The organism is Christiangramia gaetbulicola (genome assembly GCF_003054225.1).
Lineage (GTDB): Bacteria > Bacteroidota > Bacteroidia > Flavobacteriales > Flavobacteriaceae > Christiangramia > Christiangramia gaetbulicola.
In genome coordinates this window covers 34037-60215 of the sequence record NZ_QBKQ01000003.1, presented here as the reverse complement: position 1 = coordinate 60215, position 26179 = coordinate 34037, and the positions used below count along the sequence as shown (strand labels likewise).

Here is a 26179-nt window from a genome sequence, read left to right as displayed (position 1 = left end):
TTTTGCCTTTATTTTATTTGTGGGTAGCGCGTCCTCTTACGGACAATGCTATACCGTTAACGACGAAGACGGAACGACGTCAGAAAACGAACAGACCTACTGTTATTTAGACTCTGTCCAGGACCTTATTAATGAAGGGGTTACCGATAATGACGGAGACACTGCTATCTTTGAAAGTGCAGACACCGTAAATGACACCGACCCTATTGACGAAAATGAACTTCTAACTAATGGAGAAACTTATTATGTTGGAAGCACTTCTGATGATTCATGTGAACGTGTCGCTGTTGAAGTAACAGTAAATTCAGCTGACACACCAACAAACACTGTTACTAACAGCACTGATGGATTTACCGTAACTCCTTGTGAATCTTCTAATTTTAGTGGAGATGATTTATTAGGTTTATTCGAAACTGCACCTGCAGGTTACAGCCTTGAAATTTACAGTGACCAATTTGGTGACTCAGAGATAAGCGATTATTCAGCCGACCTTACAGATGGAAATAGCTATTTTGTAGGTTTTGCTCCAAATGACCCGACAACGGATTGTCCTTCAGAAAGAGTAGCTGTTGGAATTGATGTTGTTGATGCTCCAGCCCCAACAGCTGCTAGTCCACAAACATTTTGTGAAGGCGCGACTGTAGGTGATTTAATGGCGAGCAGCGAGGAAGAAAATTTTCAAGCTTTTAGATGGTATAGATCTGCAACTTCAAGCACTCCATTAACTGATGATGTAGCTCTTATTGATGGAGAAGATTATTTTGTATCACAGATTGTAAATGAGAGAAATAGCATTTTCCCCCCTTGTGAATCTGATAGAACACAGGTTATTGTTGAAGTTATATCCTTTGATGCCGGAGCAGATGTAAATGGTGAAATTTGCGAGGACGACTTAAGACAAAGAATTGCTAATGGAGAAGGCGCAGATATCCTACTTAGTTTTATCACTGATGGAAGAACATTACCTGAAACCGTATCCTTCAATCCAACGTTATCAGCTTTAGCTCAACAGTTTCAAAACGATCCTACTCAACCTATAGTTACTGAAGCAACTTTTACAACTCCGGAAGAGTGCTCGGATAGTTTTATTTTTAATATTACCATATCTGAATCTTCCAACGCAGGTGAGGACGGCACCGTAATCCTAAACTCCACAGATGACACTGTAAATCTATTCGATTATTTAAACGGCACACCAGATACAGGAGGAACATGGAATCCTGGAGATGGAACTTTTAATCCTGCAACAGATACTCCAGGAGATTTTATTTATACAGTCGAAAACGGATCTTGTTCAGACTCTTCGATTGTAAATGTGATTGTAACAGATTGTGACCCCGCTCCACCAAGCAATTCTTTAACTATATGTAATGATGATTTAGATGAAAGAGTTGATGATATTGGCGATGTAGCTCCACTATATCTTAGCTTACTACCTGAAGAAACTCCAAGAGATGGATCTTTTAATCCTACTATTTCATCCATTCTTCGAAGTTATGGAGTAAATAACTTCCAGGATTTCACAACCATCTATAGCTACTCGATCGATGATTGTGATTACAGCGTAGAATTAACGATTACGGTTACTAGGCCAGACCCGGCTAACGCAGGAAATTTTGATTCAATTGAAGACGTTTGCACAAATGACGATCTAATTGATCTAACAGCCATTGCTAACAATAATCCAGATGCTAGCACAGAAGGAACTTTCACTGGACCTGGTGTTACGGACAATGAGTTCGATCCGTCAATCGGAGCTGGTGAATATACAATTACCTATATAGTAGATGATTCACTTCCATGCGTAGTAGGTAACTCTGAAACTACTTTTATAATTTCTGTGGAAGAAAGCTTAGTAGCGACTTCAATAGATAGAACATTATGTGTTACCGAGGCTAGAGAACTAATCTCAAACCCAATCGAAGGACAGGCATTTTTAAATAGTCTTCTTAATGAAGCAGGTATTGAAACTGTAAACCCTGAAAATTTTGGTCCTGATACTTTAAATGAAGCAAATAGGTTATCAAACTTCATAAATAATCCAACTTCAGATTCTGAAATATTTAATTTTTCTTATGAGAATGAATCAGTTGTAAGATGTGACAATTTAATTATCGACATCAATATCACTATTAACAACACGACAGATGCTGAGGCTGGTGAAATCGGTCCTAAAATAGTGTGTGTTGGTGATGATTCAATCGATCTAAATGGTTACCTGTCAGGAACCGGAGCTTCAACTGGAGGAACTTTCACAGGAACAGGTGTAAATGAGAATTCATTCGACCCATCTATTGGGACAGGAACTTACACCATCACCTATAGTGTAGATGATTCTGCAGATTGTACAACTCCTGGAACTTCAGATTCTACAACTTTTGATATTACTGTTACTGAGGGTAGAGATCTAGGAGATGACATTACTGTCACCTTTTGTGAAACAGAACTTGATGACACCCTAACCGCTACTCAAATAGGAAATTACTTTGCAAGCTTAATTGGAGCAGGTTATTCATCGGCAGGAACTTTTAACCCTTCCATTGAGACACTTAGAGATCAATACAACTCTGATAATACTCAGACATTTTCTACCGTTTATAGTATCGGAGAGGGAGATTGTGCAGATTCAATTACTATTACCGCAATTGTTCAAGATGAAACCGCCGCAGATGCTGGATCGATCCAAGACCAAACAGTTTGTTCAACAAGCGGAATGATTGATCTAAACGACTTTTTAGACTCATCTTCTACAACTGGTGGAACATTTAGTGGAACTGGAGTATCTGGAGGAATGTTTGATTCATCCATTGGATCGAATCAAGACGGTTATGTAATAACTTATACTGTAGATGGTTCTTCTGATTGCACAACTGATGGAACAACAGATTCTACTACTTTCACTATTATTGTGAATGATCCGCAACCTGCAAATGCTGGTGAAATTGAAGATCAAACAGTTTGTTCTAATAGCGGAATGATTGATTTATCGGATTACTTAGGAGAAACTGCCTCAACTGGAGGAGTATTTAGTGGAACTGGAGTTGCTGATGGAATGTTTGATTCTTCCTTAGGTTCTAATGAAAGTGGTTACGAGATCACCTATAGTGTAGATGATTCTGCAGATTGTGTGATTGAAGGAACAACTGATTCAACAACCTTTATCATCTCGGTTCAAGATTCGTTTTCTATTGGTGAAGATCAATCAAGAGATATTTGCCAGGTACAGGTTGACGAATTATTCCCAAGAAATTCAGATGTAAGAGCTTTTTATGACAGTCTGCTTGATCCTGAAGTTGTTGGAGAAGGAGCTTACAACCCTTCAATTCAAAGCTTGATAAACAGGTACAATTCAGGGGATGAGATAGGTGCTTTTACAACGGTTTATACAGTAACTCGTGACGAATGCTCTGCATCTGTTGAACTTACTATTAATGTGGTTGATTCCATCCCAGCCGCGATCGGTGACATCGCAGATCAGACTTACTGTAGAAATGCTGAAGATGTAACTTTAGTTGATCTTCTTCCTGAAGATGCTAATCCTAACGGAACATTTGAAGGATACGCAGATGGTGTTTTCAGCCCAGTAATGGAAGGTGTAGGTACTTTTGATATTACTTATACTCTTACCGATGATTCTCCATGTACTGATGGTGAAGCTTCTGCTACATTTACGATCACGGTTACAGAATCTGCTTTCGCAGGTATGGACATGGATCTAAGTGTTTGTATGGATGCTGGAGTTCAGAATTTATTCGACTTCTTATCTACAGATGCTGATACTACAGGAGAATTTACTCTTGATGGAGATGTGATTGCAGACGGAATGATGGATCCAGCAAATTTTGCTGCTGGAACCTACGAAGTTATTTATACTGTACCAGAAATCAATGACTGTGGAGATGACACAGCAATTTTCAACATTACTGTTGAAGAAGCGCCAGGAGCTCCAACTGTAGAAGGAAATCCTTTTACTTTCTGTGCTATTGATGGTGCAACTGTAGCAGACCTTTCCGCAACTGGAACTAATTTAACTTTCTATTCTGATGCTGATTTAACCACTATGGTTATGGCTGAAGATGCGTTAGAAACTGGTTCTTACTATGTAACCCAAAGAAACGATGAAGGTGCCTGCGAATCTGCAGCTGCTGAAATCACAGTAACTATAAACGATGCAGCAACTCCAACAATTTCAAATTCTACACAGGAATTCTGTGAGTTCGATGATGCAACAGTAGCAGATCTTACAGATGCAGTAAACGAAACAGGTAACATAACCTGGTATGACACTGCAGATGGAGATAATGCTCTTCCAGAAGGAACTCCTTTACAGGATGGTACTGTTTACTACGCTACACTATTTGATGTAGATTCTGGATGTGAAAGCTCTGTAAGATTAGCTGTGACCGTTTCAATAGATGATGATTGTCCAATCACAATCCCTGAGGCTTTCTCGCCAAACGGAGACGGATTAAACGACACATTTGAAATAAGAAACATCAGAGACAAGTATCCTAATTTCACCATGAAGATCCGCAATAGATTCGGTGACCTGGTTTTCCAAGGAAATGCAAATACTCCAGACTGGGATGGATTTAGCTCGGAAGGTTCTTTCGGAAGCGGAGTTCTACCAGTAGGGGCTTATTTCTACTATCTGGATTACAATGATGGTAGCACAGAGCCTGTAAGAGGAACAGTATACTTAAGTAGATAATTAGGATAAACAAGAGAACGAAATGAAAAAAATAATCACAAAATATTTATTATTCGCAGGCATTATCCTTTTCTCTATTAAAGGTATGGCCCAACAAGATCCATTATTCACTCAGTACATGTACAACATGAGTGTGATGAATCCTGCTTACGCGACAGACGATCCCGGAATGTTGAATTTCGGAGGTATTTATAGAATGCAATGGACAGATGTTGATGGTGCACCACGCACCCTCAACTTCTTCGCCCACACACCAATTAGCGAGAGAGTTGAACTTGGTCTTACGGTAGTTCATGATGAAATTGGAAACGTTGAAAAAACCAATAACATTACTGCCGATTTCGCCTACGTAATTCCTACAGGTGAAAAGACTAACCTATCCTTTGGTGCTAAAGCTGGTTTAACCACTTTTGATGCGAATCTTTCTGGATTAGTAGTTAATGACCCGAATGACCCAGCAATGGGGAACATCAGTGAGATATTCCCGGTTTTTGGAGTTGGAGCATTCTGGTTTGGAGACAATCACTACATAGGTGTATCTGCTCCTAACCTTTTAACTGCAGATCATTTAGATGACAGTCAGTTACTTCGTGATCGTGGTACAGAAGAAATTCACTACTACTTCACTGGAGGTTATGTATTCGACATTAGTGAGAACTTCAAATTAAAACCTTCTACCATGGTAAGAGGTGTAAAAGGAGCTCCGCTATCTGTTGATGTAAATGCCAACGTATTATTATATAATAGACTTGAAGCAGGTTTAGGTTACAGGTTCGATGAAACCATAACCGGTTTGGTAAACTTTAGAGTGACTCCAGGCCTTAGAATTGGATATGCTTATGATTATCCAACCTACGATTTAAGTAACGACGGATCACATGAGATCATGCTTTTATTTGATCTTGACCTATTCGGACTTAAGAAAGGATATGACAAATCACCTAGATTCTTCTAAAACCAGACTAACATGAAAAATATATATAGTACACTTTTAATAATCTTTGTAAGCATCACTGCTTTCGGACAGAAGTCTGACATTAGGGATGGAAATAAATACTTCGCCCAGGCAGCATATATAGATGCGGCCGATGCTTACGAAAGCGTTAACAACAAAACTCAGGAAGTTCTTCAAAACTTAGGAGACTCATACTACTTCACCAACCAGATGAATAATGCTGCTGAAGTATATGAATTGCTTTTCTTAAGACATGAAGGAGCTGTAGCACCTGAGTATCAGTTTAGATATGCTCATGCTTTAATGGCAGCGGGTAACTATGTAAAAGCTGATGAACTTATGAATGAATTAACTGGTGAAAGCTGGAATCATGAAGAATTTGTAAGCGAACTAGATACAATGGTTCCGCACAAATTCAACTATGACCAGATCATGAACAACCAGTCTTCTTCAGACTTCGGAATTGGATTCTACGGTGACCGTGTGGCATTTGCTTCTACAAGAAACCAGGAGCGTCCAATCTACCCATGGAACAAGCTTCCTACTTTAGACCTTTACAGTGCACAGATGGATGATGAAGGAGAAATGACCGATATCGTTCTTTTTTCTGACGAGATCAACACAGATGAGCACGAAAGTTCAGCTACTTTCAGCCAGGATGGTAAAGTTATGTTCTTCGACAGAACTAACGAAGACCGTGTAAAGAACGAGAATGATGTTCGTGTAGCGAACATTAGCCTTTACCGTGCTGAAAATGTTGATGGAGAGTGGACTAACGTTACCAAACTGCCATTTAGCAGTGAAGACTATTCTGTAGAGCACCCTAGCTTAAGCGCAGACGGAAGTAAATTATACTTCTCTAGTGATATGCCAGGTGGTAGTGGTTCTTTCGACATCTACGTTGTAGACGTGAATGAAGATGGAACTTATGGAACTCCACAGAACTTAGGTCCTGGAGTGAACACTGCTCACAGAGAGCAATTCCCATTCATTAGTGATGAAGACGTTCTTTACTTCACTTCAGATGGTCACCAGGGATTTGGAAATCTTGATATTTTCAGAACTGAAGGTGATTTTTCAGAAGTTGAAAACCTTGGAGCTTCTATCAACAGTGGAAATGATGATTTCGCATTCGTAATTAAGGAAAGTGAAGAAATGGGTTATTTCGCTTCTAACAGAAGAGGAACAGACAACCTTTACCAATTCACTCGTGAGGAGAATGAGATCATTGAAGCACCAACTGTTACAGATGAAACTAGTGGGCAGGATATTATTCCTATCGATGGTAGCAAGATCTATTTCGATTTTGACAAAGCTACGATCAAGCCGGAATCTAAACCTGTACTTGATTCAGTTGTAACATACATGAACGACTATCCTAACATTAAAGTGAAGGTTGAGTCTCATGCTGATGCAAGAGGAACAGATAAGTACAACATGGACCTTTCTAAGAGAAGAGCTGCTTCTACTGTAGATTACCTGGTATCTAAAGGTATCGACAAAGCAAGACTTACTTCTGAAGGTTATGGTGAAAGCAGACCAGTTAATGACTGTACAGAGCCTAACATGTGTACTGAAGCACAATATGCTAAAAACCGTAGAAGTGTATTCGTAGTATCGAACAATAAGGGTTCTATGAATAATACTGAAATGGACGAGGATATGGAAGACCCGGAAGAAAACTAAGTTTTCTTTCCCATACTAACTAACCAATCAAAAAGTAAAAAGCCCGGTGCAACTGCATCGGGCTTTTTCAATTTATAAAGTTTATTACTTATTTCTTCGGAGGATAACCTTCAAGAGCCTTTGCGACAATTTTATCGAAACGTTCCTTTCTTTGTTGAGGGTCTGCATCAAAATTAAACGGACTTTCTACAACTGCCTGCCAAACCAACATATCATTTTCAACATCTATAAAATCAAATGTTAATTTGAGATAAGTATCCATCTGTCCAATAGGAATGCCTCCCGAGACCCCTACTCCAACATTACCGCCTCCACCACCTAATCCTACTCCAACACGACTTCTGTTATCTTGTTCGTATTGCTGGGTATAAACATTCACGTATATGCCAGGATCTTCCGAAATGGTAAAACCTTTTTCCTGCATGGCGGTTTTTAAACTTTCGGTAAGCCGGGATTCGTCCAACTGGCTAAGGCCAGGCCGATAATCTGGAAATAATGAGTAGGTAGAATATTGACCAAAATTTACCTTCTGGTCATAATCATAAACTGCCTGTGGAGAATTACAGGCAGCTATGAATAATAATAAAAAAGAATATTTTATAAGTCGCATAACCGATTTTTACTAAAAATAAGAAAAATCGATCCGGAACCTAATACGTTTAACAGGATTTAAACAGGCTCTTTATTAAGCATTTGCCATAATTTATCCTTCAATTCGGTAAGGCCTATCTGGGCTACAGAAGAGATAAAAATATAAGGCAGTTTTAATTCCTTGTCCAGTTCTTCAGCCATTTCAGCTTTAAGCTCTTCGTCCAGAAGATCACTTTTCGAGATAGCGATAAGTCTATCCTTATCCATCAATTCCGGATTGTAACGTTTCAGCTCATCCAGAAGGATGTCATATTGCTTTTTAATATCCTTGGCATCTGCAGGGATCAGGAACAATAAGGTTGAATTCCTTTCGATATGTCTAAGGAAACGATGTCCCAGTCCTTTTCCTTCAGCAGCACCTTCGATAATTCCAGGAATATCTGCAACCACAAAAGTTTTGAAATCACGATATTCTACGATCCCAAGATTTGGCTTTAAGGTCGTGAATTCATAATTGGCAATTTTAGGTTTGGCTGCGGTAATCACAGAAAGCAAGGTTGATTTCCCAGCATTAGGGAAGCCTACCAGTCCAACATCTGCCAATACTTTTAATTCTAAAGTAATATCGATCTGCTGACCGTCGATTCCTGGTTGAGCGTATCTAGGAGTCTGATTGGTTGAACTTTTAAAATGCCAGTTCCCCAGTCCTCCTTTACCACCTTCAGCTACAATAAATTCCTGCCCATCCTCGGTGATCTCTTTGATGATCTCATTGGTTTCGGTATCACGAATAACGGTTCCTAATGGAACTTCAATATATTCATCTGCTCCCTGAGCTCCAGAACTTCTTTGCTTACTTCCGTTACCACCATGTTCAGCTTTTACGTGACGCTTGAACTTTAGATGAAACAGTGTCCAGAGATTTTTGTTTCCTTTTACAATAACGTGACCTCCACGGCCACCATCTCCTCCATCTGGCCCTCCTTTAGTGATATATTTTTCCCTATGAAGGTGAGCAGAGCCCTTCCCTCCTTTTCCGGAAAAAACATGAATTTTCACATAGTCAACAAAATTCCCTTCAGTCATTTTCTTATTATTTCATTAGTTCGTCGATTACTTTGCTTAAGCGCTCGGTAATCTCCTCGATACTGCCCACTCCATTTACTCCGTAATACTTATCCTGTTTCTGGTAATAGTTCTTCAGGATGGCAGTTTCATTGTAATATACTTTTATACGGTTTCTAATAACCGCCTCATCTGCATCGTCTGGTCTACCCGAAGTTTTACCTCTTTCCAGTAAACGTTCCACAAGGATCTCATCTTCAACTTCAAGTGCGATCATCGCATGAACCTCAGTGCCTTTAGATTCAAGATATTTGCTTAAAGCTTCAGCCTGCGCCTCGGTTCTTGGAAAACCGTCGAAAATGAAACCGTTTGCACCTTCATTCTTTTCAACTTCGGCATTCAGCATATTAATAGTAACCTCATCTGGCACCAACTGACCTTTATCTATATAAGACTTTGCACTTAAGCCCAATTCGGTTTGATTTTTAATATTAAACCTGAATACATCCCCGGTAGAAATATGAACAAGTTGATATTTATCTTTTAGAATTGTTGCCTGAGTTCCTTTGCCTGCACCCGGAGGGCCAAACAATACTAGATTTGTCATTTTATTTTCTTTGCGTTTATATACTTGTGTTAGATTTCTACCCAATCCGTCGTAATCGAGCCCAAATCCAACGATAAATTTATCTGGTATTTCGATTCCCTTTATCTGCACGGGAACATTCTTTTTGTAAGCCGCAGGCTTGAAAAACAAAGTCGCCACCTTATAACTGGCAACCTCAGCTTTCTTCAATATCTCATCGATCTCCACCAGCGTATTACCGGTATCCACAATATCTTCCAGCAGCACTACCTCGCGACCTTTAAGCTCCTGATTTAATCCTACCAGCGTTCTTACATTCCCAGTAGTTTCAGTCCCTTCATAAGATCCCATTTTCACAAAACTCACTTCACAATCACTTCTGAATCTTTTAATGACTTCTGAAGCGAACATAAAAGACCCATTAAGAACCCCAATAAATACCGGTATTTTCCCGTCATAATCGGCGTTCAATTCTTCTGAAATCCTGTCTATTGCCTTGGTGATCTCCCCTTCAGAAATAAAAGGTTCGAATTCAAGATCATGTAGTTTTATCAAAATGGTCAAATTTTAAGTGGCAAAGATAAGGAATCTACATAAGCTCAACAGCCCGATTTCTTACCGAATATGTATGGCAGAAATTTCGAATAGGTTATTTTTGCGGAAAGCCGAATAAATTTATGGTAAATTATTTTTCTTCAGACTTTAAACTAGCCATTCTGGGTGGTGGTCAATTAGGTAAAATGATGTTGTACGAGACAAGAAAGTACGACATCCAGACATTGGTTCTTGATCCAAGCGAGGAAGCTCCTTGTAAGATCTCCTGCAATTATTTTGAACAGGGTGATCTTATGGATTATGAAACCGTGCTCAATTTCGGCAGAAAAGCAGATGTGGTCACTTTCGAAATAGAAGGTGTGAATATCGAAGCTTTAAAACAGCTGGAATCTGAAGGTATCAAAACCTATCCTTCTGCAGATACATTGGAAAAAATCCAGAATAAAGCTGTTCAAAAACAGTTCTATAAAAACAATAATATTCCTACTGCCGATTTTAAAGTTTTTTCAGATCTGAAGGAATTAAGATCTGCCGTTGAAAAGGAAACTGTAAAAATTCCTTTCGTCTGGAAAAGTGCTACGGGCGGCTATGACGGTAAAGGGGTTTCAGTAATTAAGAAAACTGCCGATCTTGATGGTTTATCTGATGGAGAATGTATTGCTGAAAATTTAGTTCCCTTTAAAAATGAACTAGCCGTGATCGTTGCCAGAAATCCATCTGGAGAAGTACGCACGTATCCGGTTGTGGAAATGGAATTCCATCCAACCGCAAACCAGGTAGAATATGTGATCTGTCCGGCCAGGATCGATGAAAAGGTAGCAGAGAAAGCCAGAAAAACAGCAGAAAGAGTTTCCGAAGCATTTGAGCATGTAGGTTTACTGGCTGTGGAGATGTTCCAGACCAAAGATGATGAGATCCTCATCAACGAGGTTGCCCCAAGACCGCACAATAGCGGGCACTATAGTATTGAAGCCTCTTACACTAACCAGTTCGAGCAACAAATAAGAGCAATACTTGATCTGCCCCTGGGAAATACCGACAGTAAAGTTGGCGGAATAATGGTAAATTTGGTTGGCGATGAAAATCATGAAGGTGAAGTCGTATACGAGAATATTGAAGAGATCATGAAGCTCGATGGGGTAACTCCTCATATCTACGGGAAAAAGATCACGAGACCATTCAGGAAAATGGGACACGTGACCATCGTAGATAAAGACCTGGCCAAGGCACGTAAAGTAGCTGAAAAGGTAAAGAATAGTATAAAAGTGATAAGTAAAAAATAAAACATGGGAAAAGTAGCAGTTATAATGGGTAGCACCAGCGATATGCCCGTAATGCAGGAAGCTATAGATATTTTAAAAGGCTTTGATATAGAAGTAGAAGTTGATATAGTTTCAGCTCACAGGACTCCTGATAAGCTTTTTGAATTCAGCAAAACAGCCCATGAAAAAGATATTAAGGTAATTATTGCCGGAGCCGGCGGTGCAGCACACTTACCTGGAATGGTAGCTTCCATGTCTCCATTACCAGTGATTGGAGTACCCGTTAAATCCAGAAACTCCATAGATGGATGGGATTCGGTACTCTCCATTCTTCAAATGCCAGGAGGAGTTCCCGTCGCTACGGTTGCCCTTGATGGCGCAAAAAATGCCGGAATCCTGGCTGCACAGATTATAGGCGTTTCCGATAAATGTGTACTGGATAAGATCCTGGTTTATAAAGAAGGTTTGAAACAGAAAGTTATTGAAGGAGCAAAATCGCTCAAAAAATAAGAAAGGCCGCAATTGCGGCCTTTCAAGTAGTAAACTGTAATCTGTACTTATTATTTATTAACCATTCTAAATATAAAACCAGAACTTTGTAAACTACTAAGTCTTTATGAGTTCAATCTCATTTGAAAGACCAAAGTATTAAAAATTTCTTAAAAATCATCATTTGCGTTAATTAATTTTATTAATAGCGTTAAAACACATACCACATATGAGTTCTCAGAATATTTTACTTACAGATTTTGAATATGCTCCATTCTCTAAAATCAAGACAGAGGATTACAAACCGGCTATTTTAAAAGCTGTTGAGCTGGCGAAGGAAGAAATAGATGAGATTGTAAAATCTGAAGCTACTCCCACATTTAAAAATACGATAGAGGCCCTGGAATTTTCAGGAAAGAAACTCGATAGGGTAACCAGCATTTTTTTCAATATTAATTCAGCTGAAACAAATGAAGAAATTCAGAAGATCGCACAGGAAGTTTCTCCGGTCTTATCTGAATTTAAAAATGATGTTATTCTTAATAAAGAGCTTTTTCAAAAGATAAAATCGGTATTCGAAAGCAAGGACTCTCTTCAGCTTAATAAAGAACAGGAAACCCTGCTGGAGAAAAAATATAAAGCCTTTACGCGTAACGGAGCTAACCTGGCTGAAGAAAAACAAGCTGAATTAAGAGAAATAGATAAAAAGCTCGCTAAATTGAAACTGCAGTTTGGTGAAAACGTGCTTGCCGAAACCAACCGATATGAACTTCAGGTTACCGATGAATCCAGATTAGGCGGCCTACCGGAAAGTTTTAAGGAAGAAGCCAGATCTGTTGCTGAGTCTAAAGAAAAGGAAGGCTGGATTTTCACCCTTGAATACCCAAGCTATATCCCTTTTATGAAATATGCCGAGGATCGCGAGTTAAGAAAAGAACTGGCGCTTGCTTTTGGATCTCGGGGATTCCATAATGATGAACTGGACAATCAGGAAAATGTTCTACAGATCGCTAAACTTAGATATCAAAGAGCAAAATTACTAGGCTTCAAATCTCATGCGCATTTTATTCTGGAAGAGCGAATGGCTGAAACGCCAGAAAAAGTTGAATCGTTTTTGAACGAAATGCTGGAGAAAGCAAAACCGGCATCAAAAAAAGAATTTCAGGAACTGGAAGATTTCGCAAAAGACCTTGATGGAATTGATCAGTTGCAAAAGTGGGATTCGGCCTTCTATGGGGAAAAACTAAAACAAAAACGTTTTGACCTTGATGACGAAAAACTTAAACCATATTTCAAATTAGAAAATGTGATCGATGGGGTTTTTACTGTTGCTGAAAAGCTTTATGGTTTAAATTTTAAAGAAGTAAGTAATATCGATAAATATCATCCAGATGTAAAAACCTTCGCGGTTACCAACGAAACAGGAGAAGATGTCGCCTTATTCTATGCAGATTTTCACCCTAGACCAGGAAAAAGGGATGGTGCCTGGATGACCATCTATAAACAACAGTACGTTCAGAATGATAAAAACGAACGACCTCATATTTCTATTGTTTGCAATTTCACTAAACCAACCCCAAAAGAGCCTTCTTTACTAACTTTTAACGAGGTTACTACTCTATTTCATGAATTTGGTCATGCTCTACACGGGATGTTAGCAAACACGACCTATCCAAGTCTATCTGGAGCGAATGTCTACTGGGATTTTGTTGAGTTACCTAGTCAGGTTCTGGAAAACTGGTGTTATGAGAAAGAGGCTTTACAGCTTTTCGCAAAACATTATAAAACTGGAGAAGCTATTCCACAGGAATATATTACTAAAATAAAAGAGTCTGCTAATTTCCTTGAAGGGATGGCCACGTTAAGGCAACTTAGTTTTGGAATGCTGGATCTTAGCTGGCATGCTATAGATCCTTCAGGGGTCACTAACGTTAAAGAACATGAGGTAGAAGCATTTGAGCCTACCAAATTATACCCTGACGTTGAATCTAATTGTATGAGTACAGCTTTTTCTCATATTTTCCAGGGAGGTTATTCCGCAGGTTACTACTCCTACAAATGGGCAGAAGTGCTGGACGCAGACACCTTCGAATATTTTACCGAGCATGGCATCTTCAGCAAGGATATTGCAGATAAGTTCAGAGAGAATATTTTATCTAAAGGTGGAACCGAACATCCTATGGAGCTGTATAAAAGATTCCGTGGAAAGGAACCTAAACCAGATGCTCTTTTAAGAAGAGCCGGACTGATCTCAAAATAACGGAAGACGCTTGGCTAATAGAGAATTCTTATCTTAACACTACGATTGCTAATCTTTCTTTTGCTATTTTTGATTAGAACCGATGAAATTTAAATAATGCCTGCTAACACCCTCGACCCTAACAAATGGGTCGATAGATATTCAGATTACCTTTTTAATTACACGATTGTTCGCGTGAACGATCGTGAGGTAGCGAATGATCTCATTTCAGAAACTTTTTTAGCCGCACTTAAATCTGCCAAATATTTTAAAGGTGAAGCCAGCGAAAGAACCTGGTTAATTTCGATTTTAAAAAGAAAAATCATAGATTACTATCGCAAAATCAATTCGCGAAAAGGCCAGGCAGAAGTTAAGATCAATTATTCTGACGATTACAATGAAGGAGAATGGCTGGAGGAACAGGTAGCAGACCAATTTGACAAAACTGCCGAGGATGAAATGGAGAATACTGAACTGGGTCTTGCCATCCTGGAATGCCTGGACAGTATCAATGAAAAGCACGCTGAAATATTTAAAAGAAAAACAATTGATGGCGCAGATACTGAAGCTATCTGTAATGAATTTAATATCACGCCGTCTAACCTTTGGGTTATAATACACAGGGCCAGAACCGCTTTGGCAGCCTGTTTAGAAAAAAATTGGTTCTAATTATGAGTAATAAAAGCAAGTTTTTTTTTATCGACTGTTCCGAAGCCGCTGAGTGCTGTAATAAGTCACAATACAAGGAAGCGAAATTTTTTGATAAGGTAAGATTGATGTTTCACTTAACTTTCTGCAAAACCTGCCGAAGCTTCTCCTCTAAAAATTCCAAACTCACCAGTTTAATAGAAAAATCAAAGATCCAAACCTGCCCCGATGAAAATAAAGAGCAATGGCGCAAAGAGATCAAGAAGGAACTGGTAGAAGAAAGAAATTAAGCAAAAGGTATATTCCCACATATAATAGCGGTAAGGACTCCACCCAGAAAGACGAATAATATTTCCCCTGATCCTTACCAGCTTTCCACAAAAAGACTCCACTTAAAATAAGCATGATTGCCAGAGCTAAAAATGCTGTATTCTTAAAAGAATTTTGTAAAAGCTCTGCTGAAAATATTATTAATATCAATACGAACCCAAAGACCTTGGTTTTGTAAACTCCCAGTTTCTGTGGAATGGTTCCCAACCTTTCATTATCGAAATTAAGGTCACGAATTTCAAACGGAAGTGTGAGCACCACAACGAGCATAAGACGCTGAATAAAATCCACCATAAGATCTACGCCAAGAATTTTCTCAGCATTGATCAAAGGCAATAACACTGTGCTCCCAGCCCAAACGATACCAATAATGAATATCTTAAGTCCCGGCAGACTGCGTAAATTCTTCCCTTCTCCAAAAACCGGAATAGCATAAAAAACTGTAAAAGCACACAATATTGCCGTAGCTAGTAATACAGACAGCTTTAATTGGAACGTGAAATAGATAAGACCTAGGAAACAAATAAGGGAAAAGATCTGGATATACCTGAGATTTTTTGCCAGGCTTAGATGATGCAATTTTGCTATACCGGCGTATTTTACAAAGTTATACCCCGTAACGGTAGCAAGAAAAATAAAAAATAACAGGTTATAATCAATCTCCAGATCATGTTCAAAAAAAGTGATGAGCGTAAAAGCTACCACCGCCAAAGAGACATGAATACTGCTATTTATATAGAGTTCAAAAGCATTTTTCAAATACTTCATCCTACGAAATTACACATTAATTTAAACTCAAAAATTCTGCACTAAAATCTTAACAACTGTACATCATTAAACTGCAAAAAATTAGCTTGAAATTATGTATTTTCGCAGCACGAAAAACACAACTATTTTATTCTAATGAGAACAGATTCTTTCGCATTACGTCACATAGGTCCTAAAGCAGAAAATCTTCAAGAAATGCTGGACACTATCGGCGTTGAGTCTATAGAGCAACTAATTTACGAAACCCTGCCAGATGACATTCGTTTGCATAGCCCGCTAAACCTTCCAAAGGCAATGAGCGAGAACCAATATGCAGAACATATCAAAAAGCTTTCTGAAAAGAACAAGGTTTTCAAAACTTATATTGGTTTAGGGTACCACCAGGCTATTTTACCTGCACCTATCCAGCGTAATATTTTTGAAAATCCGGGTTGGTATACTGCCTATACTCCTTATCAGGCAGAAATTGCTCAGGGACGTCTTGAAGCGCTGCTTAATTTCCAGACCATGGTAAGTGACCTTACCGGAATGGAATTGGCGAACGCTTCTTTACTGGATGAATCTACAGCGGCTGCTGAGGCAATGGCTCTTTTATATGCCGTGCGTGATCGCAAGCAGAAGAAAGCTGAAGTAAATAAATTCTTTGTTTCTCAACAGGTGCTACCTCAAACCATCTCTTTGATGGAAACAAGAGCTAATTTCCTTGGAATTGAAATGGTGGTTGGTGATCATGAGAAATTTAATTTTTCAGAAGAATACTTTGGTGCGCTGGTACAGTATCCAGGAAAATTCGGACAGATCTTTGATTACGCAGATTTTGTTGAAAATTGTAAGAATGCGAATATCAAGACTGCCTTTGCTGCAGACATCCTTAGCCTGGTAAAACTTCAGGCTCCGGGTGAACTTGGTGTAGATGTAGTAGTTGGAACTACCCAAAGATTTGGGATCCCACTAGGATATGGTGGACCTCACGCAGCATTTTTCGCAACTAAAGAAGAATATAAGCGTAACCTTCCTGGAAGGATCATTGGGATAACTAAAGATCTTGACGGGAATAACGCCCTAAGAATGGCTCTTCAAACTAGAGAGCAACATATAAAAAGAGACAAGGCAACTTCAAATATTTGTACTGCCCAGGTTTTGTTAGCTGTTATGGCTGGAATGTATGCCGTATATCATGGTCCAAAAGGCCTTGAATATATTGCGAACACGGTTCACGCTTCGGCAGTTGCCCTGGAAGACAATCTTAAAAAGCTAGGATTCGAGCAATTGAACTCTGCTTATTTCGATACAATTCACGTTAAGGCAGATAGCTCTAAACTGAAAGAGATCGCAGAGAAGAATGAGATCAATTTCTTCTACCCAGATGCTGAAAGCGCCTGTATCTCTATTAATGAAACTACCACTACAGATGATCTTAATGCTATTATAGCTGTCTTTGCTGAATTAGCAGACAAGGAAAAATCTGAAGTTGAAGAATTGCCAGCAAGAACTGCAATTCCTGAAAATCTTGAAAGAAAGACCGAATTCCTTACTCACGAGGTTTTCAACCTGTATCATTCAGAAACTGAATTGATGCGTTATATTAAAAAACTGGAACGTAAGGATCTATCCTTAAACCATTCGATGATCTCTTTAGGATCCTGCACCATGAAGCTGAACGCAGCTTCAGAAATGCTTCCTTTAAGTAATCCACAATGGGGGAATATTCACCCGTTTGTTCCGGTGGAGCAAGCTGAAGGTTACCAAATCGTATTGAAAGAATTAGAAGATCAGTTAACGGAGATCACAGGATTCTCGGCAACTTCCCTTCAGCCAAATTCTGGTGCACAGGGAGAATACGCTGGACTAATGGTTATTAGAGCTTATCACGAAGCAAACGGAGATTCGCATAGAAACATCTGTTTGATCCCTTCTTCAGCCCACGGTACCAACCCGGCTTCTGCAGTAATGGCAGGAATGAAGGTTGTAGTTACCAAGGCTTCTGAGAACGGAAATATCGATGTTGACGACCTTAGAGAAAAAGCTATAAAATACAAGGATAATCTTGCGGCGTTGATGGTAACTTATCCTTCAACTCACGGAGTTTTTGAATCTGCAATTCGCGAGATCACTAATATTATCCATGAAAATGGCGGACAGGTTTATATGGATGGAGCGAACATGAACGCCCAGGTTGGATTGACCAATCCAGGTAGAATTGGCGCTGATGTTTGTCACCTGAATCTTCATAAAACATTTGCTATCCCTCACGGAGGTGGTGGACCAGGAGTTGGACCAATTTGTGTAGCAGAACAACTTAAACCTTTCTTACCAGGAAACCCGGTAATTAAAACAGGTGGAGAAAAAGCGATTGGAGCTATTTCTTCAGCACCTTGGGGATCATCTCTGGTATGTCTTATTTCTTATGGATACATAAAAATGTTAGGTACAGGCGGACTTCAAAAAGCTACTGAATATGCTATCCTTAATGCAAACTATATTAAAGAGAGACTTAAAGGTCATTATAAAACTCTATACTCAGGAGAAAGAGGACGTGCTGCTCACGAGATGATCATCGATTGCAGACCGTTTAAAGAACAGGGTATTGAAGTTACCGATATTGCCAAAAGGCTGATAGATTACGGCTTCCACGCTCCTACCGTTTCTTTCCCGGTTGCCGGAACTATGATGATAGAGCCTACCGAAAGTGAAAGTAAACCAGAGCTGGATCGTTTCTGTGATGCATTGATTTCAATAAGAAAAGAAATAGACGAATGCACTCTAAGTGAACCTGACAACGTTTTGAAAAATGCTCCGCATACTATCCATATGTTAACTTCAGATGAATGGAAATTACTATATTCGAGAGAAAAAGCGGCGTATCCTTTAAGTCATTTACACGACAATAAATTCTGGCCAAGTGTAAGAAGAGTTGATGAAGCTTTTGGAGATAGAAACCTTATGTGTACCTGTCCTCCAACTGAAGAATACGCTGAAGCTTAGAAGACTTGCTACAAAACAATTAGAAAAAACCTGTCAGCCGGCAGGTTTTTTTTCGACCAAAATTTCACTTAATTTAATAGCTCTTTTGGAGTATTTAATTAAATTGTAAACTTAATTTTAATAAAGTCTGATGAATTGTAAAATCACGGGAACTGGAAGTTATATACCAAATGTTATTACTAAAAATGCTGATTTTGATCAACATGAGTTCTATAATCTTGATGGATCAAATTTCCCCCATGATAACGAAACTACGATTCGTAAATTCAAAGCGATCACGGGAATCGAAGAAAGACGTTATATAGACGAAAACCTCAACACCTCAGATATCGCGGTAATAGCAAGTCAGAAGGCTATAGAAAGTTCAGGTATAGACCCTGAAACTTTAGATTATATCATCGTAGCCCATAACTATGGTGATGTAAAATCTAATTCCAACCAAAGTGACACTGTTCCTAGTCTTGCCACAAGAGTAAAATCTCATTTAAGGATAAAAAATCCAAAATGTGTAGGATATGATCTTTTATTTGGTTGCCCGGGTTGGATCGAAGGTATGATCCATGCACAGGCTTTTATTAAAGCTGGGATGGCAAAAAAATGTCTTGTTATTGGAGCTGAGGCTTTATCTCGTGTGGTTGACAAACACGATAGAGATTCCATGATTTTCTCTGATGGTGCAGGCGCTGTGATCGTCGAAACTACCAGTGATAAAGAATCTGGAATTCTGTCTCATGCCTCTGCCACTTTCTCATTTCAGGAATCTGAATATATTTATTTTGGAAAATCCAATAGCACTGAGGCTTCTGAAGACGTCAGGTATATAAAAATGCATGGTAGAAAGATCTACGAATTTGCATTAACGAATGTACCTAATGCAATGAAAGAGTGCCTTGAAGAAAGTGGTAAAACAATTAAAGACCTAAAGAAAATTTTCATTCACCAGGCCAACGAAAAGATGGATCATGCCATTATTAATCGTTTCTATAAACTTCATGGATTAACCGCACCAGAAGATGTGATGCCAATGACCATTCACGAACTGGGTAATAGCAGTGTTGCAACAGTACCAACTCTTTTTGACCTGGTTACCAGAGGAAAGATCGAAGGCCAGAAACTTGAAAAAGGGGACATAGTACTATTTGCAAGTGTAGGCGCAGGAATGAATGTGAATGCGATCACTTACGAGATCTAGAATGTACGAGAATAGCTTTCCCGAAAAACGTTATCAAAAGACTTTAGAATTTTTAAAAGAACTTGTGCCTCCACCGGCAAAAGTGCTTGATCTTGGAGTGAAGAATCCTTTCTCAGAGATCATGCAAGAACATGGTTATGAAGTGACCAACACTTCTGGTGAAGATCTTGACAATGACTTTTCAGCAGTAAAGAATGACACTTACGATCTGGTCACTGCCTTTGAGATATTTGAGCATCTTTTAGCTCCTTACAATATTCTTAGAGAGATAAAGGCTGATAAGATCTTGGCTAGTGTTCCCCTTAAATTATGGTTTTCCCCGGCCTATCGCAGTAAAACCGATAAATGGGACCGGCATTACCACGAATTTGAGGACTGGCAATTCGACTGGCTTTTTGAGAAAAGCGGCTGGGAGATCAAGGAAACTTTAAAGTGGACCAATCCTGTTAATAAAATAGGGATCAGACCTATTCTTCGGAAATTTACTCCGCGCTACTATGCGGTTTACGCGGAAAGAACCTAAGCGTCTAAGTCGAAAATTCTATCTTAGCACTTCAAAGTAAAATGAACCTGCCTTGAAGATAGATATTGTTATACCTGCTCATAATGAGGCTAATTTCATAGGCCAGACACTGCAATCCCTGGTCGACCAAAGCTTTCTACCAAATAAGGTAGTTATTGTGGACGACAGCTCTACCGATAACACTTCTGAAGTCGTAGAAAAATTTACCTCCAAATATCCGTTCATCGAACTGGTTAAAAACAATTCTTCAAACGAACATGCTCCCGGAAGCAAGGTTATAAATGCATTTTACAAGGGCTATTACAAACTCGAAGATGAATTTGACGTCATCTGTAAATTCGATGCAGATCTTATTTTTCCGGAAAATTACCTCGAAAAAATAGTCGAGCATTTCAGAAATGATCCAAAAGCAGGAATAGTTGGCGGTTTTTGCAGTATCCAGAGAAAGAACCAGTGGATCCCTGAAAACTTAACCGGTAAGGACCATATTCGCGGAGCACTAAAGGCTTACCGTAAACATTGTTTTATTCAGATAGGAGAATTAAAGCCAGCCATGGGCTGGGACACTGCAGACGAATTACTGGCGAGATTCCATGGATGGAAAGTGGTTACAGATGAAAGCCTGCTCGTAAAACATCTTAGACCTACCGGAATGAATTACTTTGAACATTCAGGCCGTAAACAGGGAGAAGCTTTTTACAGGTTGAGATATGGCACCATGCTTAGCCTTATCGCTTCGGCAAAACTAGCTGCCATGAAAATGAATCCTTTCGCCTTTCTTCATTATGTCTCGGGATACTTTAAGGCCAAAAAGAAAAAACGACCCTTTCTCGTTTCCGAAGAAGAAGGTCGTTTTATTAGAAAATTACGCTGGGCGAATATTCGAAAGAAGATCGCCTAGATTTTATTTATCCAGCATTTCGCTTAGCGGTTTACCTGTGGCGGCGTTAGGGAAAGCGATCCCCAGCATTGCTGAAATCGTAGGTGCAATATCATTAATATATGCCTCCTTATAGGTGCTTCCTTTTTTAACTCCCTTTCCGAAGAAAATAAGAGGCGCATGAGTATCGTAAGAGAAGCCGCTACCGTGAGTTGTTCCGGTCTCAGGGAAAACGATATATCCTGGATCCATTACATAGACCACATCACCACTTCTTTTCTGGTTAAAACCGTTTTCTATCAAACTTCCGATCCCTTTATCAAAAGAACCGCTCTGTAGTTGTTTACGGGTAAACGTCCTTGAGATGTTGTCCTGCTGAAGCAAAAAATGTGCGATCTTATCCTCCAATTCATCAGCATCAACTTTCTCCTTTTCTAATTCAGAATAATTAAAGAAAACCTGACTATTGGAAATATTAGCGATCAATTCTTCAGAATCATATTCTTCAGCAACGAACTGTCCAAGTTTCATGATCAATTCTGAATCCTGAAAATTACCCGCTGGTATCTTTTTTGACTTCAAATAATTTGGAACATCTGCTGCGCCATGATCTGCTGTCAGGAAAACAGTATACTCACCTGCTCCAACAGTTTCATCCAGATAATTCAGAACATCGGCGATTGCAAGATCGAGCCTCATGTAGGTATCCTGTACTTCTTTGGAATTCACCCCAAAATTGTGACCAACATAATCTGTACTGGAAAAACTGAGTGTAAGCACGTCGGTAATATCATCTTTTCCTAGTTGCTCTCCTTTAATTGCCGCTTTTGCAAATTCAGCCGTTAGATCATTTCCAAAGGGAGTGGCTTTGATCAACTCATAATTTCCATTATCGGGAGCGATCTTCTTAAGATCGTAAGGAAATGAAGCCGTTTCCATTCCATTAAATCCACCTTCAAATTCATTGATATCACTTCCACTTTGGAAATAAGTATCTATATTCTTTAAAGGTTTCCATGTTTTTAAGTAGGATTCAGCTTTATCAGACTTATTGAAATCCTGTACCCATTTAGGCAGTTCTTCCATGTAATAGGTACTGCTAATCCAATTTGCCTCTGTTCCTCCATTGAACCAATAAGCAGCATTGGCAGTATGACCTGCCGGCAGAATTGCGCCCCTGTCCTTTAGAGCAACGCCAATAGTTTTACCTTTCATCTGTGTATGCAGCCTGTTCTCGTCTGCAAAAGTGGTAGACAACATTCTATTTGGAGACATTTCTCCTGCTCTAGTTTCCGTACCCAGAGATTGCACCGATGGATCACTTGCACAATAGACAAACTGATCTTCAAATTTATTGAACCAGCTATTGCTGATGATTCCGTGATATGCCGGAGTAGTCCCTGTAAATACTGAAGCATGCCCCGGACCGGTATAGGTAGGCACGTAATTAAAATGAGTGTTCTTGAAGGTGAATCCGTCATTTACAAGACGTTTAAAGCCACCGTTCTCAAACTGGTCCCAGAAACGGGTAAGATAATCGTACCTCATCTGGTCTACTACGATACCTACAACCAATTTAGGTTTATCATTTGTGATTTGCGCTTTTAGAGGCGACAATCCTATTAAGAGTAATAAAGCGAATAAATAGCGTTTCATATGGTTAAAAAATTTAAAACACCTCAAAAATACTAAACTTCAAACGCTAAAGTTTAATTAAGCCGTAAATACTTTAGAACGAAATTTTAGTATTTTAGCTTTTCAAAAATCAATTAATGACCTACCTGCACTCCATTGGGGAATATTTTTTAATGCTTAAGGGAGTTTTTGGCCGAATGACCAAAGGTTCGGTCTTAAAAAACCTTATTTTCAAAGAGATCAACGAGCTAATCATGGGCTCTCTGGGAATAGTTTCATTTCTTTCATTCTTTATTGGAGCCGTTATCGCCATCCAAACCGCTTTAAATTTAAATAACCCATTAATTCCAAAGTCACTGGTAGCTTTTGCAGCACGACAATCTATCATCCTGGAATTTGCACCTACTTTTATATCCATAATTATGGCGGGTAAGGTTGGTTCATTTATAACTTCGAGTATTGGATCGATGAGGGTTACAGAGCAAATAGATGCCCTGGAGGTTATGGGTATTAATTCTAAAAATTACCTGATTTTCCCCAAGATCATCGCCATGCTTACGTATCCATTTGTCATTGCGGTCTCTATGTTCTTGGGAATTGCAGGAGCATATTGTGCAGCCGTGTTTGGTGGTTTTGTGACTTCAGACCAGTTTATAACAGGACTTCAGGACGATTTTGATGGTTTTCATCTTACCTATGCTTTTATAAAAACATTCCTTTTTGCCTTCATTTTAGCAACAGTACCTTCCTATCACGGTTATTATATGAAAGGTGGAGCACTTGAGGTTGGAGAAGCATCAACTACTTCTTTTGTGTGGACCAGTGTAGTTCTAATTGTAACCAATTACTTGGTTACCCAACTCTTATTAAGCTAAGCTATGATACAGGTAAAAAACTTACATAAAGGATTTAACGAGCAGGAAGTTCTTAAGGGTATCAATTATACTTTTGAAAGAGGAAAAACCAATTTGATCATTGGACAGTCAGGTTCAGGAAAAAGTGTTTTTCTAAAATGTATGCTTGGCCTTTTTAAAGCAGATAAGGGAACCATCGAATACGATGGTAAACCATACTCTTCTTTTTCTGATGAGGAACAACGAGAGCTTAGAACAGAAATGGGTATGCTTTTTCAAGGTGGAGCGTTATTCGATTCCATGACCGTAGAAGAAAACGTAATGTTCCCTTTAACCATGTTCACAAAGCAAAGAAAGAGCGAAATGCTTAAAAGGGTTCATGAAGTACTGGAAAGGGTAAACCTTGAAGGCACCGGCAATAAAATGCCCTCAGAGATTAGTGGTGGGATGCAGAAAAGGGTAGCGATCGCAAGAGCGATCGTAAATAAGCCAAAGTACCTTTTTTGTGATGAACCTAACTCAGGTCTGGATCCACAAACAGCGACGGTTATAGATAACCTCATCATGGAATTAACCCATGAGAATGATATTACTACCGTTCTTATTACCCACGATATGAATTCGGTTCTTGAGATTGGCGAAAGGATCGCTTTCTTAAAAGAAGGCGTACTCGCCTGGAAAGGCACCAAGGATGAGATCTTTAAAACAGAAGATGAAGCCGTTACCGAATTCGTCTATTCATCCAATCTATTCCAGAAGGTTAGAAAAGCCCAGCAACAGGGAATGTAATTAACGCACATTCTTAATGGCGAGGGTATCGAGATTTAGTCTCACTTTCATCCACTTCTCAAATTTTTCCTGCTGTTCCTTTAATTCCGAATTCTTTAATTTGGAATTCCAGGTTACGGTAAATGTTGGAATGGTATCCTGCCTGTCGAAATTAGTGGAAATAAGATTTGAATATCCCATCTGTTCAATATTCTCATAATTGATCTTAGCTTCCTTGCTCAGGTCTGAAAATGAAAAGGCATCACCCCTGTATTTTGAAAGCTCTGTTTCCAGCAGCTCTATACGCTTATTCTTATCCTCCAAAGCTTCCTGGTTCTTTACATAAAGATCTTCCAGGATTCCGCTTCTTAGCTCGGTAGACAACCTGTTGATGTCCTGAGTTTGATCTGCACCCTGATGCACGATAAGCTTTGCTTCTTTTAAAGCTTCGATCTCCCCCATTCTTTCCTGCCAGGTTTCGATCGTTCCATAGGGAACCGGGTTACCTATCAAGTATACGTCAATGGTCTTATCCTTAAAGCTGCTGGTAGATTTCAAAGCTTCAGTCCCGGTAAACCGAACTGTTTCTGAAAGGAACTCACGTGCCTTACTCTCAAAAACCTGTTTTCTAAGAAGGTTTACAAATAAGATCACACTTGGGATCATAACAATGATCGCAATGGTCGAAGCGATCTGGGCGGTTCTTTTTCTTCTTCTACTATTGGCATATCTCACTAATGGGAATCCAAGTAGTTTTACTACCACAAAAGTAGAAAGTGCAATAAACACTGCATTAATAGAAAATAGATATAATGCCCCTAAAGCAAATTCCCATTTAGCGTTCGCTATTCCATAGCCCACAGTACATAGCGGTGGCATAAGCGCAGTGGCTATCGCTACCCCGAGGATCACACTGGCAATGGTTCCTCTTTTAGTTTTTGCAATTATAAGAGCCAGACCACCAAAAATAGCTACCAGCACATCAAGAATTGTAGGATAGGTTCTTGCTATAAGCTCTGGTGTTTCTTCTTTCACTGGCGAAACAAAGAAATAAATAGAGGCAGTGATAACACTTAAACCCACCATAATACCCAGGTTAACGAAAGAACGTCTTAAAGTATCCACATCGTTGATCGCAACAGCTAAACCAACTCCAACGATTGGACCCATTAGGGGAGAAATAAGCATGGCACCTATAACAACCGCGGTACTACTAACATTTAGACCAATAGAAGCGACAAAAATTGAAAAGATTAGAATCCAGGCATTATGCCCCTTAAAGGAAATATCTTTTTGAACTGCTTCTACCGTAGATTCCCTGTCTGTATGTTCGTGCAGGTCTAGTAAACGACTAATAAAACTCCTGGCTTTTTTTTGAATTTCCTTAGCGTCTTCCCTTAGGTTATCCTTACCCGGTAGTTTTTCCTTAGTCTCTTTTTTTTCTGTATTTGCCATTT

Annotated in this window: 19 protein-coding genes; 13 read left to right on the top strand and 6 right to left on the bottom strand. The window is 39.2% G+C overall.

The annotated features are described in order from the left end of the window. The first annotated feature begins 19 nt into the window (after positions 1-19). Genes C8P64_RS11690 through C8P64_RS11680 form a run of 3 tightly spaced genes read left to right on the top strand, consistent with a single transcriptional unit; the run spans position 20 to position 7352 of the window. Positions 20-4711: a T9SS type B sorting domain-containing protein gene (locus tag C8P64_RS11690; protein WP_170106659.1), complete on the top strand. Its 4692-nt coding sequence runs from the start codon at positions 20-22 to the stop codon at positions 4709-4711. A gap of 22 nt (positions 4712-4733) precedes the next feature. Further along, positions 4734-5666 carry a PorP/SprF family type IX secretion system membrane protein gene (locus C8P64_RS11685; protein ID WP_108172282.1) on the top strand — a complete coding sequence of 311 codons (933 nt, stop codon included), beginning with the start codon at positions 4734-4736 and terminating at the stop codon, positions 5664-5666. 12 nt (positions 5667-5678) lie between these two features. Next, complete coding sequence (locus C8P64_RS11680; protein WP_170106658.1) at positions 5679-7352, top strand: OmpA family protein; 1674 nt, start codon at positions 5679-5681, stop codon at positions 7350-7352. A gap of 88 nt (positions 7353-7440) precedes the next feature. Here the strand turns inward: C8P64_RS11680 and C8P64_RS11675 are convergent, their stop codons facing one another. Genes C8P64_RS11675 through C8P64_RS11665 form a run of 3 tightly spaced genes read right to left on the bottom strand, consistent with a single transcriptional unit; the run spans position 7441 to position 10149 of the window. Next, the gene (locus tag C8P64_RS11675; RefSeq protein WP_108172281.1) at positions 7441-7962 is read right to left on the bottom strand and encodes a DUF4136 domain-containing protein; all 522 of its coding nucleotides are present in this window, start codon (positions 7960-7962) and stop codon (positions 7441-7443) included. 59 nt (positions 7963-8021) lie between these two features. After that, positions 8022-9029 (bottom strand): GTPase ObgE, encoded by a 1008-nt coding sequence (gene obgE, locus C8P64_RS11670; protein ID WP_108172280.1) that lies wholly within the window; start codon positions 9027-9029, stop codon positions 8022-8024. 7 nt (positions 9030-9036) lie between these two features. Further along, positions 9037-10149: an adenylate kinase gene (locus tag C8P64_RS11665; protein WP_108172946.1), complete on the bottom strand. Its 1113-nt coding sequence runs from the start codon at positions 10147-10149 to the stop codon at positions 9037-9039. 122 nt (positions 10150-10271) lie between these two features. On the opposite strand from C8P64_RS11665, the gene C8P64_RS11660 reads away from it, so the two are divergent. From C8P64_RS11660 to C8P64_RS11645, 4 genes are all read left to right on the top strand, one after another. After that, on the top strand, positions 10272-11432 hold the full coding sequence (locus tag C8P64_RS11660) for a 5-(carboxyamino)imidazole ribonucleotide synthase (protein WP_108172279.1): 1161 nt from the start codon (positions 10272-10274) through the stop codon (positions 11430-11432). A gap of 3 nt (positions 11433-11435) precedes the next feature. After that, complete coding sequence (gene purE / locus C8P64_RS11655; RefSeq protein WP_108172278.1) at positions 11436-11921, top strand: 5-(carboxyamino)imidazole ribonucleotide mutase; 486 nt, start codon at positions 11436-11438, stop codon at positions 11919-11921. A 208-nt stretch (positions 11922-12129) separates the two neighbouring features. Next, positions 12130-14160, top strand: coding sequence for a M3 family metallopeptidase (locus C8P64_RS11650; protein ID WP_108172277.1), 2031 nt, complete (start codon positions 12130-12132; stop codon positions 14158-14160). 96 nt (positions 14161-14256) lie between these two features. Further along, positions 14257-14808: a sigma-70 family RNA polymerase sigma factor gene (locus C8P64_RS11645; protein WP_108172276.1), complete on the top strand. Its 552-nt coding sequence runs from the start codon at positions 14257-14259 to the stop codon at positions 14806-14808. A gap of 237 nt (positions 14809-15045) precedes the next feature. On the opposite strand, the gene C8P64_RS11635 is transcribed toward C8P64_RS11645, so the two are convergent. Further along, positions 15046-15885 (bottom strand): UbiA prenyltransferase family protein, encoded by an 840-nt coding sequence (locus tag C8P64_RS11635; protein WP_108172274.1) that lies wholly within the window; start codon positions 15883-15885, stop codon positions 15046-15048. Between the two features lie 135 nt (positions 15886-16020). Here C8P64_RS11635 and gcvP point away from each other — a divergent pair, with 135 nt between their 5' ends. The 4 genes from gcvP (at position 16021) to C8P64_RS11615 (ending at position 21486) form a co-directional block, all read left to right on the top strand. Beyond that, entirely contained in the window at positions 16021-18870 is a 2850-nt protein-coding gene (gene gcvP, locus C8P64_RS11630; protein ID WP_108172273.1) for an aminomethyl-transferring glycine dehydrogenase, read from the top strand. A 130-nt stretch (positions 18871-19000) separates the two neighbouring features. Next, a complete protein-coding gene (locus C8P64_RS11625) occupies positions 19001-20062 on the top strand; it encodes a 3-oxoacyl-ACP synthase III family protein (RefSeq protein ID WP_108172272.1) in 1062 nt (353 codons plus the stop codon). 1 nt (position 20063) lies between these two features. Beyond that, positions 20064-20585, top strand: coding sequence for a methyltransferase domain-containing protein (locus C8P64_RS11620; RefSeq protein WP_108172271.1), 522 nt, complete (start codon positions 20064-20066; stop codon positions 20583-20585). Between the two features lie 52 nt (positions 20586-20637). After that, complete coding sequence (locus C8P64_RS11615) at positions 20638-21486, top strand: glycosyltransferase family 2 protein (RefSeq protein WP_108172270.1); 849 nt, start codon at positions 20638-20640, stop codon at positions 21484-21486. Between the two features lie 3 nt (positions 21487-21489). On the opposite strand, the gene pafA is transcribed toward C8P64_RS11615, so the two are convergent. Then, positions 21490-23121 (bottom strand): alkaline phosphatase PafA, encoded by a 1632-nt coding sequence (gene pafA / locus C8P64_RS11610; RefSeq protein ID WP_108172269.1) that lies wholly within the window; start codon positions 23119-23121, stop codon positions 21490-21492. Between the two features lie 116 nt (positions 23122-23237). Between pafA and C8P64_RS11605 the strand changes: the two genes are divergently transcribed. Both C8P64_RS11605 and C8P64_RS11600 read left to right on the top strand, forming a co-directional pair. Beyond that, entirely contained in the window at positions 23238-23975 is a 738-nt protein-coding gene (locus C8P64_RS11605; protein ID WP_108172268.1) for an MlaE family ABC transporter permease, read from the top strand. A 3-nt stretch (positions 23976-23978) separates the two neighbouring features. Beyond that, a complete protein-coding gene (locus C8P64_RS11600) occupies positions 23979-24743 on the top strand; it encodes an ABC transporter ATP-binding protein (protein WP_108172267.1) in 765 nt (254 codons plus the stop codon). Here C8P64_RS11600 and C8P64_RS11595 read toward each other — a convergent pair whose 3' ends face one another. Next, positions 24744-26177 carry a DUF389 domain-containing protein gene (locus tag C8P64_RS11595; RefSeq protein WP_108172266.1) on the bottom strand — a complete coding sequence of 478 codons (1434 nt, stop codon included), beginning with the start codon at positions 26175-26177 and terminating at the stop codon, positions 24744-24746. Between the last annotated feature and the right edge of the window lie 2 nt (positions 26178-26179).

Coding starts and splice junctions, on each gene's coding strand:
- obgE (WP_108172280.1), bottom strand. CDS start 9,029: ATGACTGAAGGGAATTTTGTTGACTATGTGAAAATTCATGTTTTTTCC.
- C8P64_RS11685 (WP_108172282.1), top strand. CDS start 4,734: ATGAAAAAAATAATCACAAAATATTTATTATTCGCAGGCATTATCCTT.
- gcvP (WP_108172273.1), top strand. CDS start 16,021: ATGAGAACAGATTCTTTCGCATTACGTCACATAGGTCCTAAAGCAGAA.
- C8P64_RS11645 (WP_108172276.1), top strand. CDS start 14,257: ATGCCTGCTAACACCCTCGACCCTAACAAATGGGTCGATAGATATTCA.
- C8P64_RS11680 (WP_170106658.1), top strand. CDS start 5,679: ATGAAAAATATATATAGTACACTTTTAATAATCTTTGTAAGCATCACT.
- purE (WP_108172278.1), top strand. CDS start 11,436: ATGGGAAAAGTAGCAGTTATAATGGGTAGCACCAGCGATATGCCCGTA.
- C8P64_RS11595 (WP_108172266.1), bottom strand. CDS start 26,177: ATGGCAAATACAGAAAAAAAAGAGACTAAGGAAAAACTACCGGGTAAG.
- C8P64_RS11620 (WP_108172271.1), top strand. CDS start 20,064: ATGTACGAGAATAGCTTTCCCGAAAAACGTTATCAAAAGACTTTAGAA.
- C8P64_RS11660 (WP_108172279.1), top strand. CDS start 10,272: ATGGTAAATTATTTTTCTTCAGACTTTAAACTAGCCATTCTGGGTGGT.
- C8P64_RS11650 (WP_108172277.1), top strand. CDS start 12,130: ATGAGTTCTCAGAATATTTTACTTACAGATTTTGAATATGCTCCATTC.
- C8P64_RS11600 (WP_108172267.1), top strand. CDS start 23,979: ATGATACAGGTAAAAAACTTACATAAAGGATTTAACGAGCAGGAAGTT.
- C8P64_RS11605 (WP_108172268.1), top strand. CDS start 23,238: ATGACCTACCTGCACTCCATTGGGGAATATTTTTTAATGCTTAAGGGA.
- C8P64_RS11625 (WP_108172272.1), top strand. CDS start 19,001: ATGAATTGTAAAATCACGGGAACTGGAAGTTATATACCAAATGTTATT.
- pafA (WP_108172269.1), bottom strand. CDS start 23,121: ATGAAACGCTATTTATTCGCTTTATTACTCTTAATAGGATTGTCGCCT.
- C8P64_RS11675 (WP_108172281.1), bottom strand. CDS start 7,962: ATGCGACTTATAAAATATTCTTTTTTATTATTATTCATAGCTGCCTGT.
- C8P64_RS11635 (WP_108172274.1), bottom strand. CDS start 15,885: ATGAAGTATTTGAAAAATGCTTTTGAACTCTATATAAATAGCAGTATT.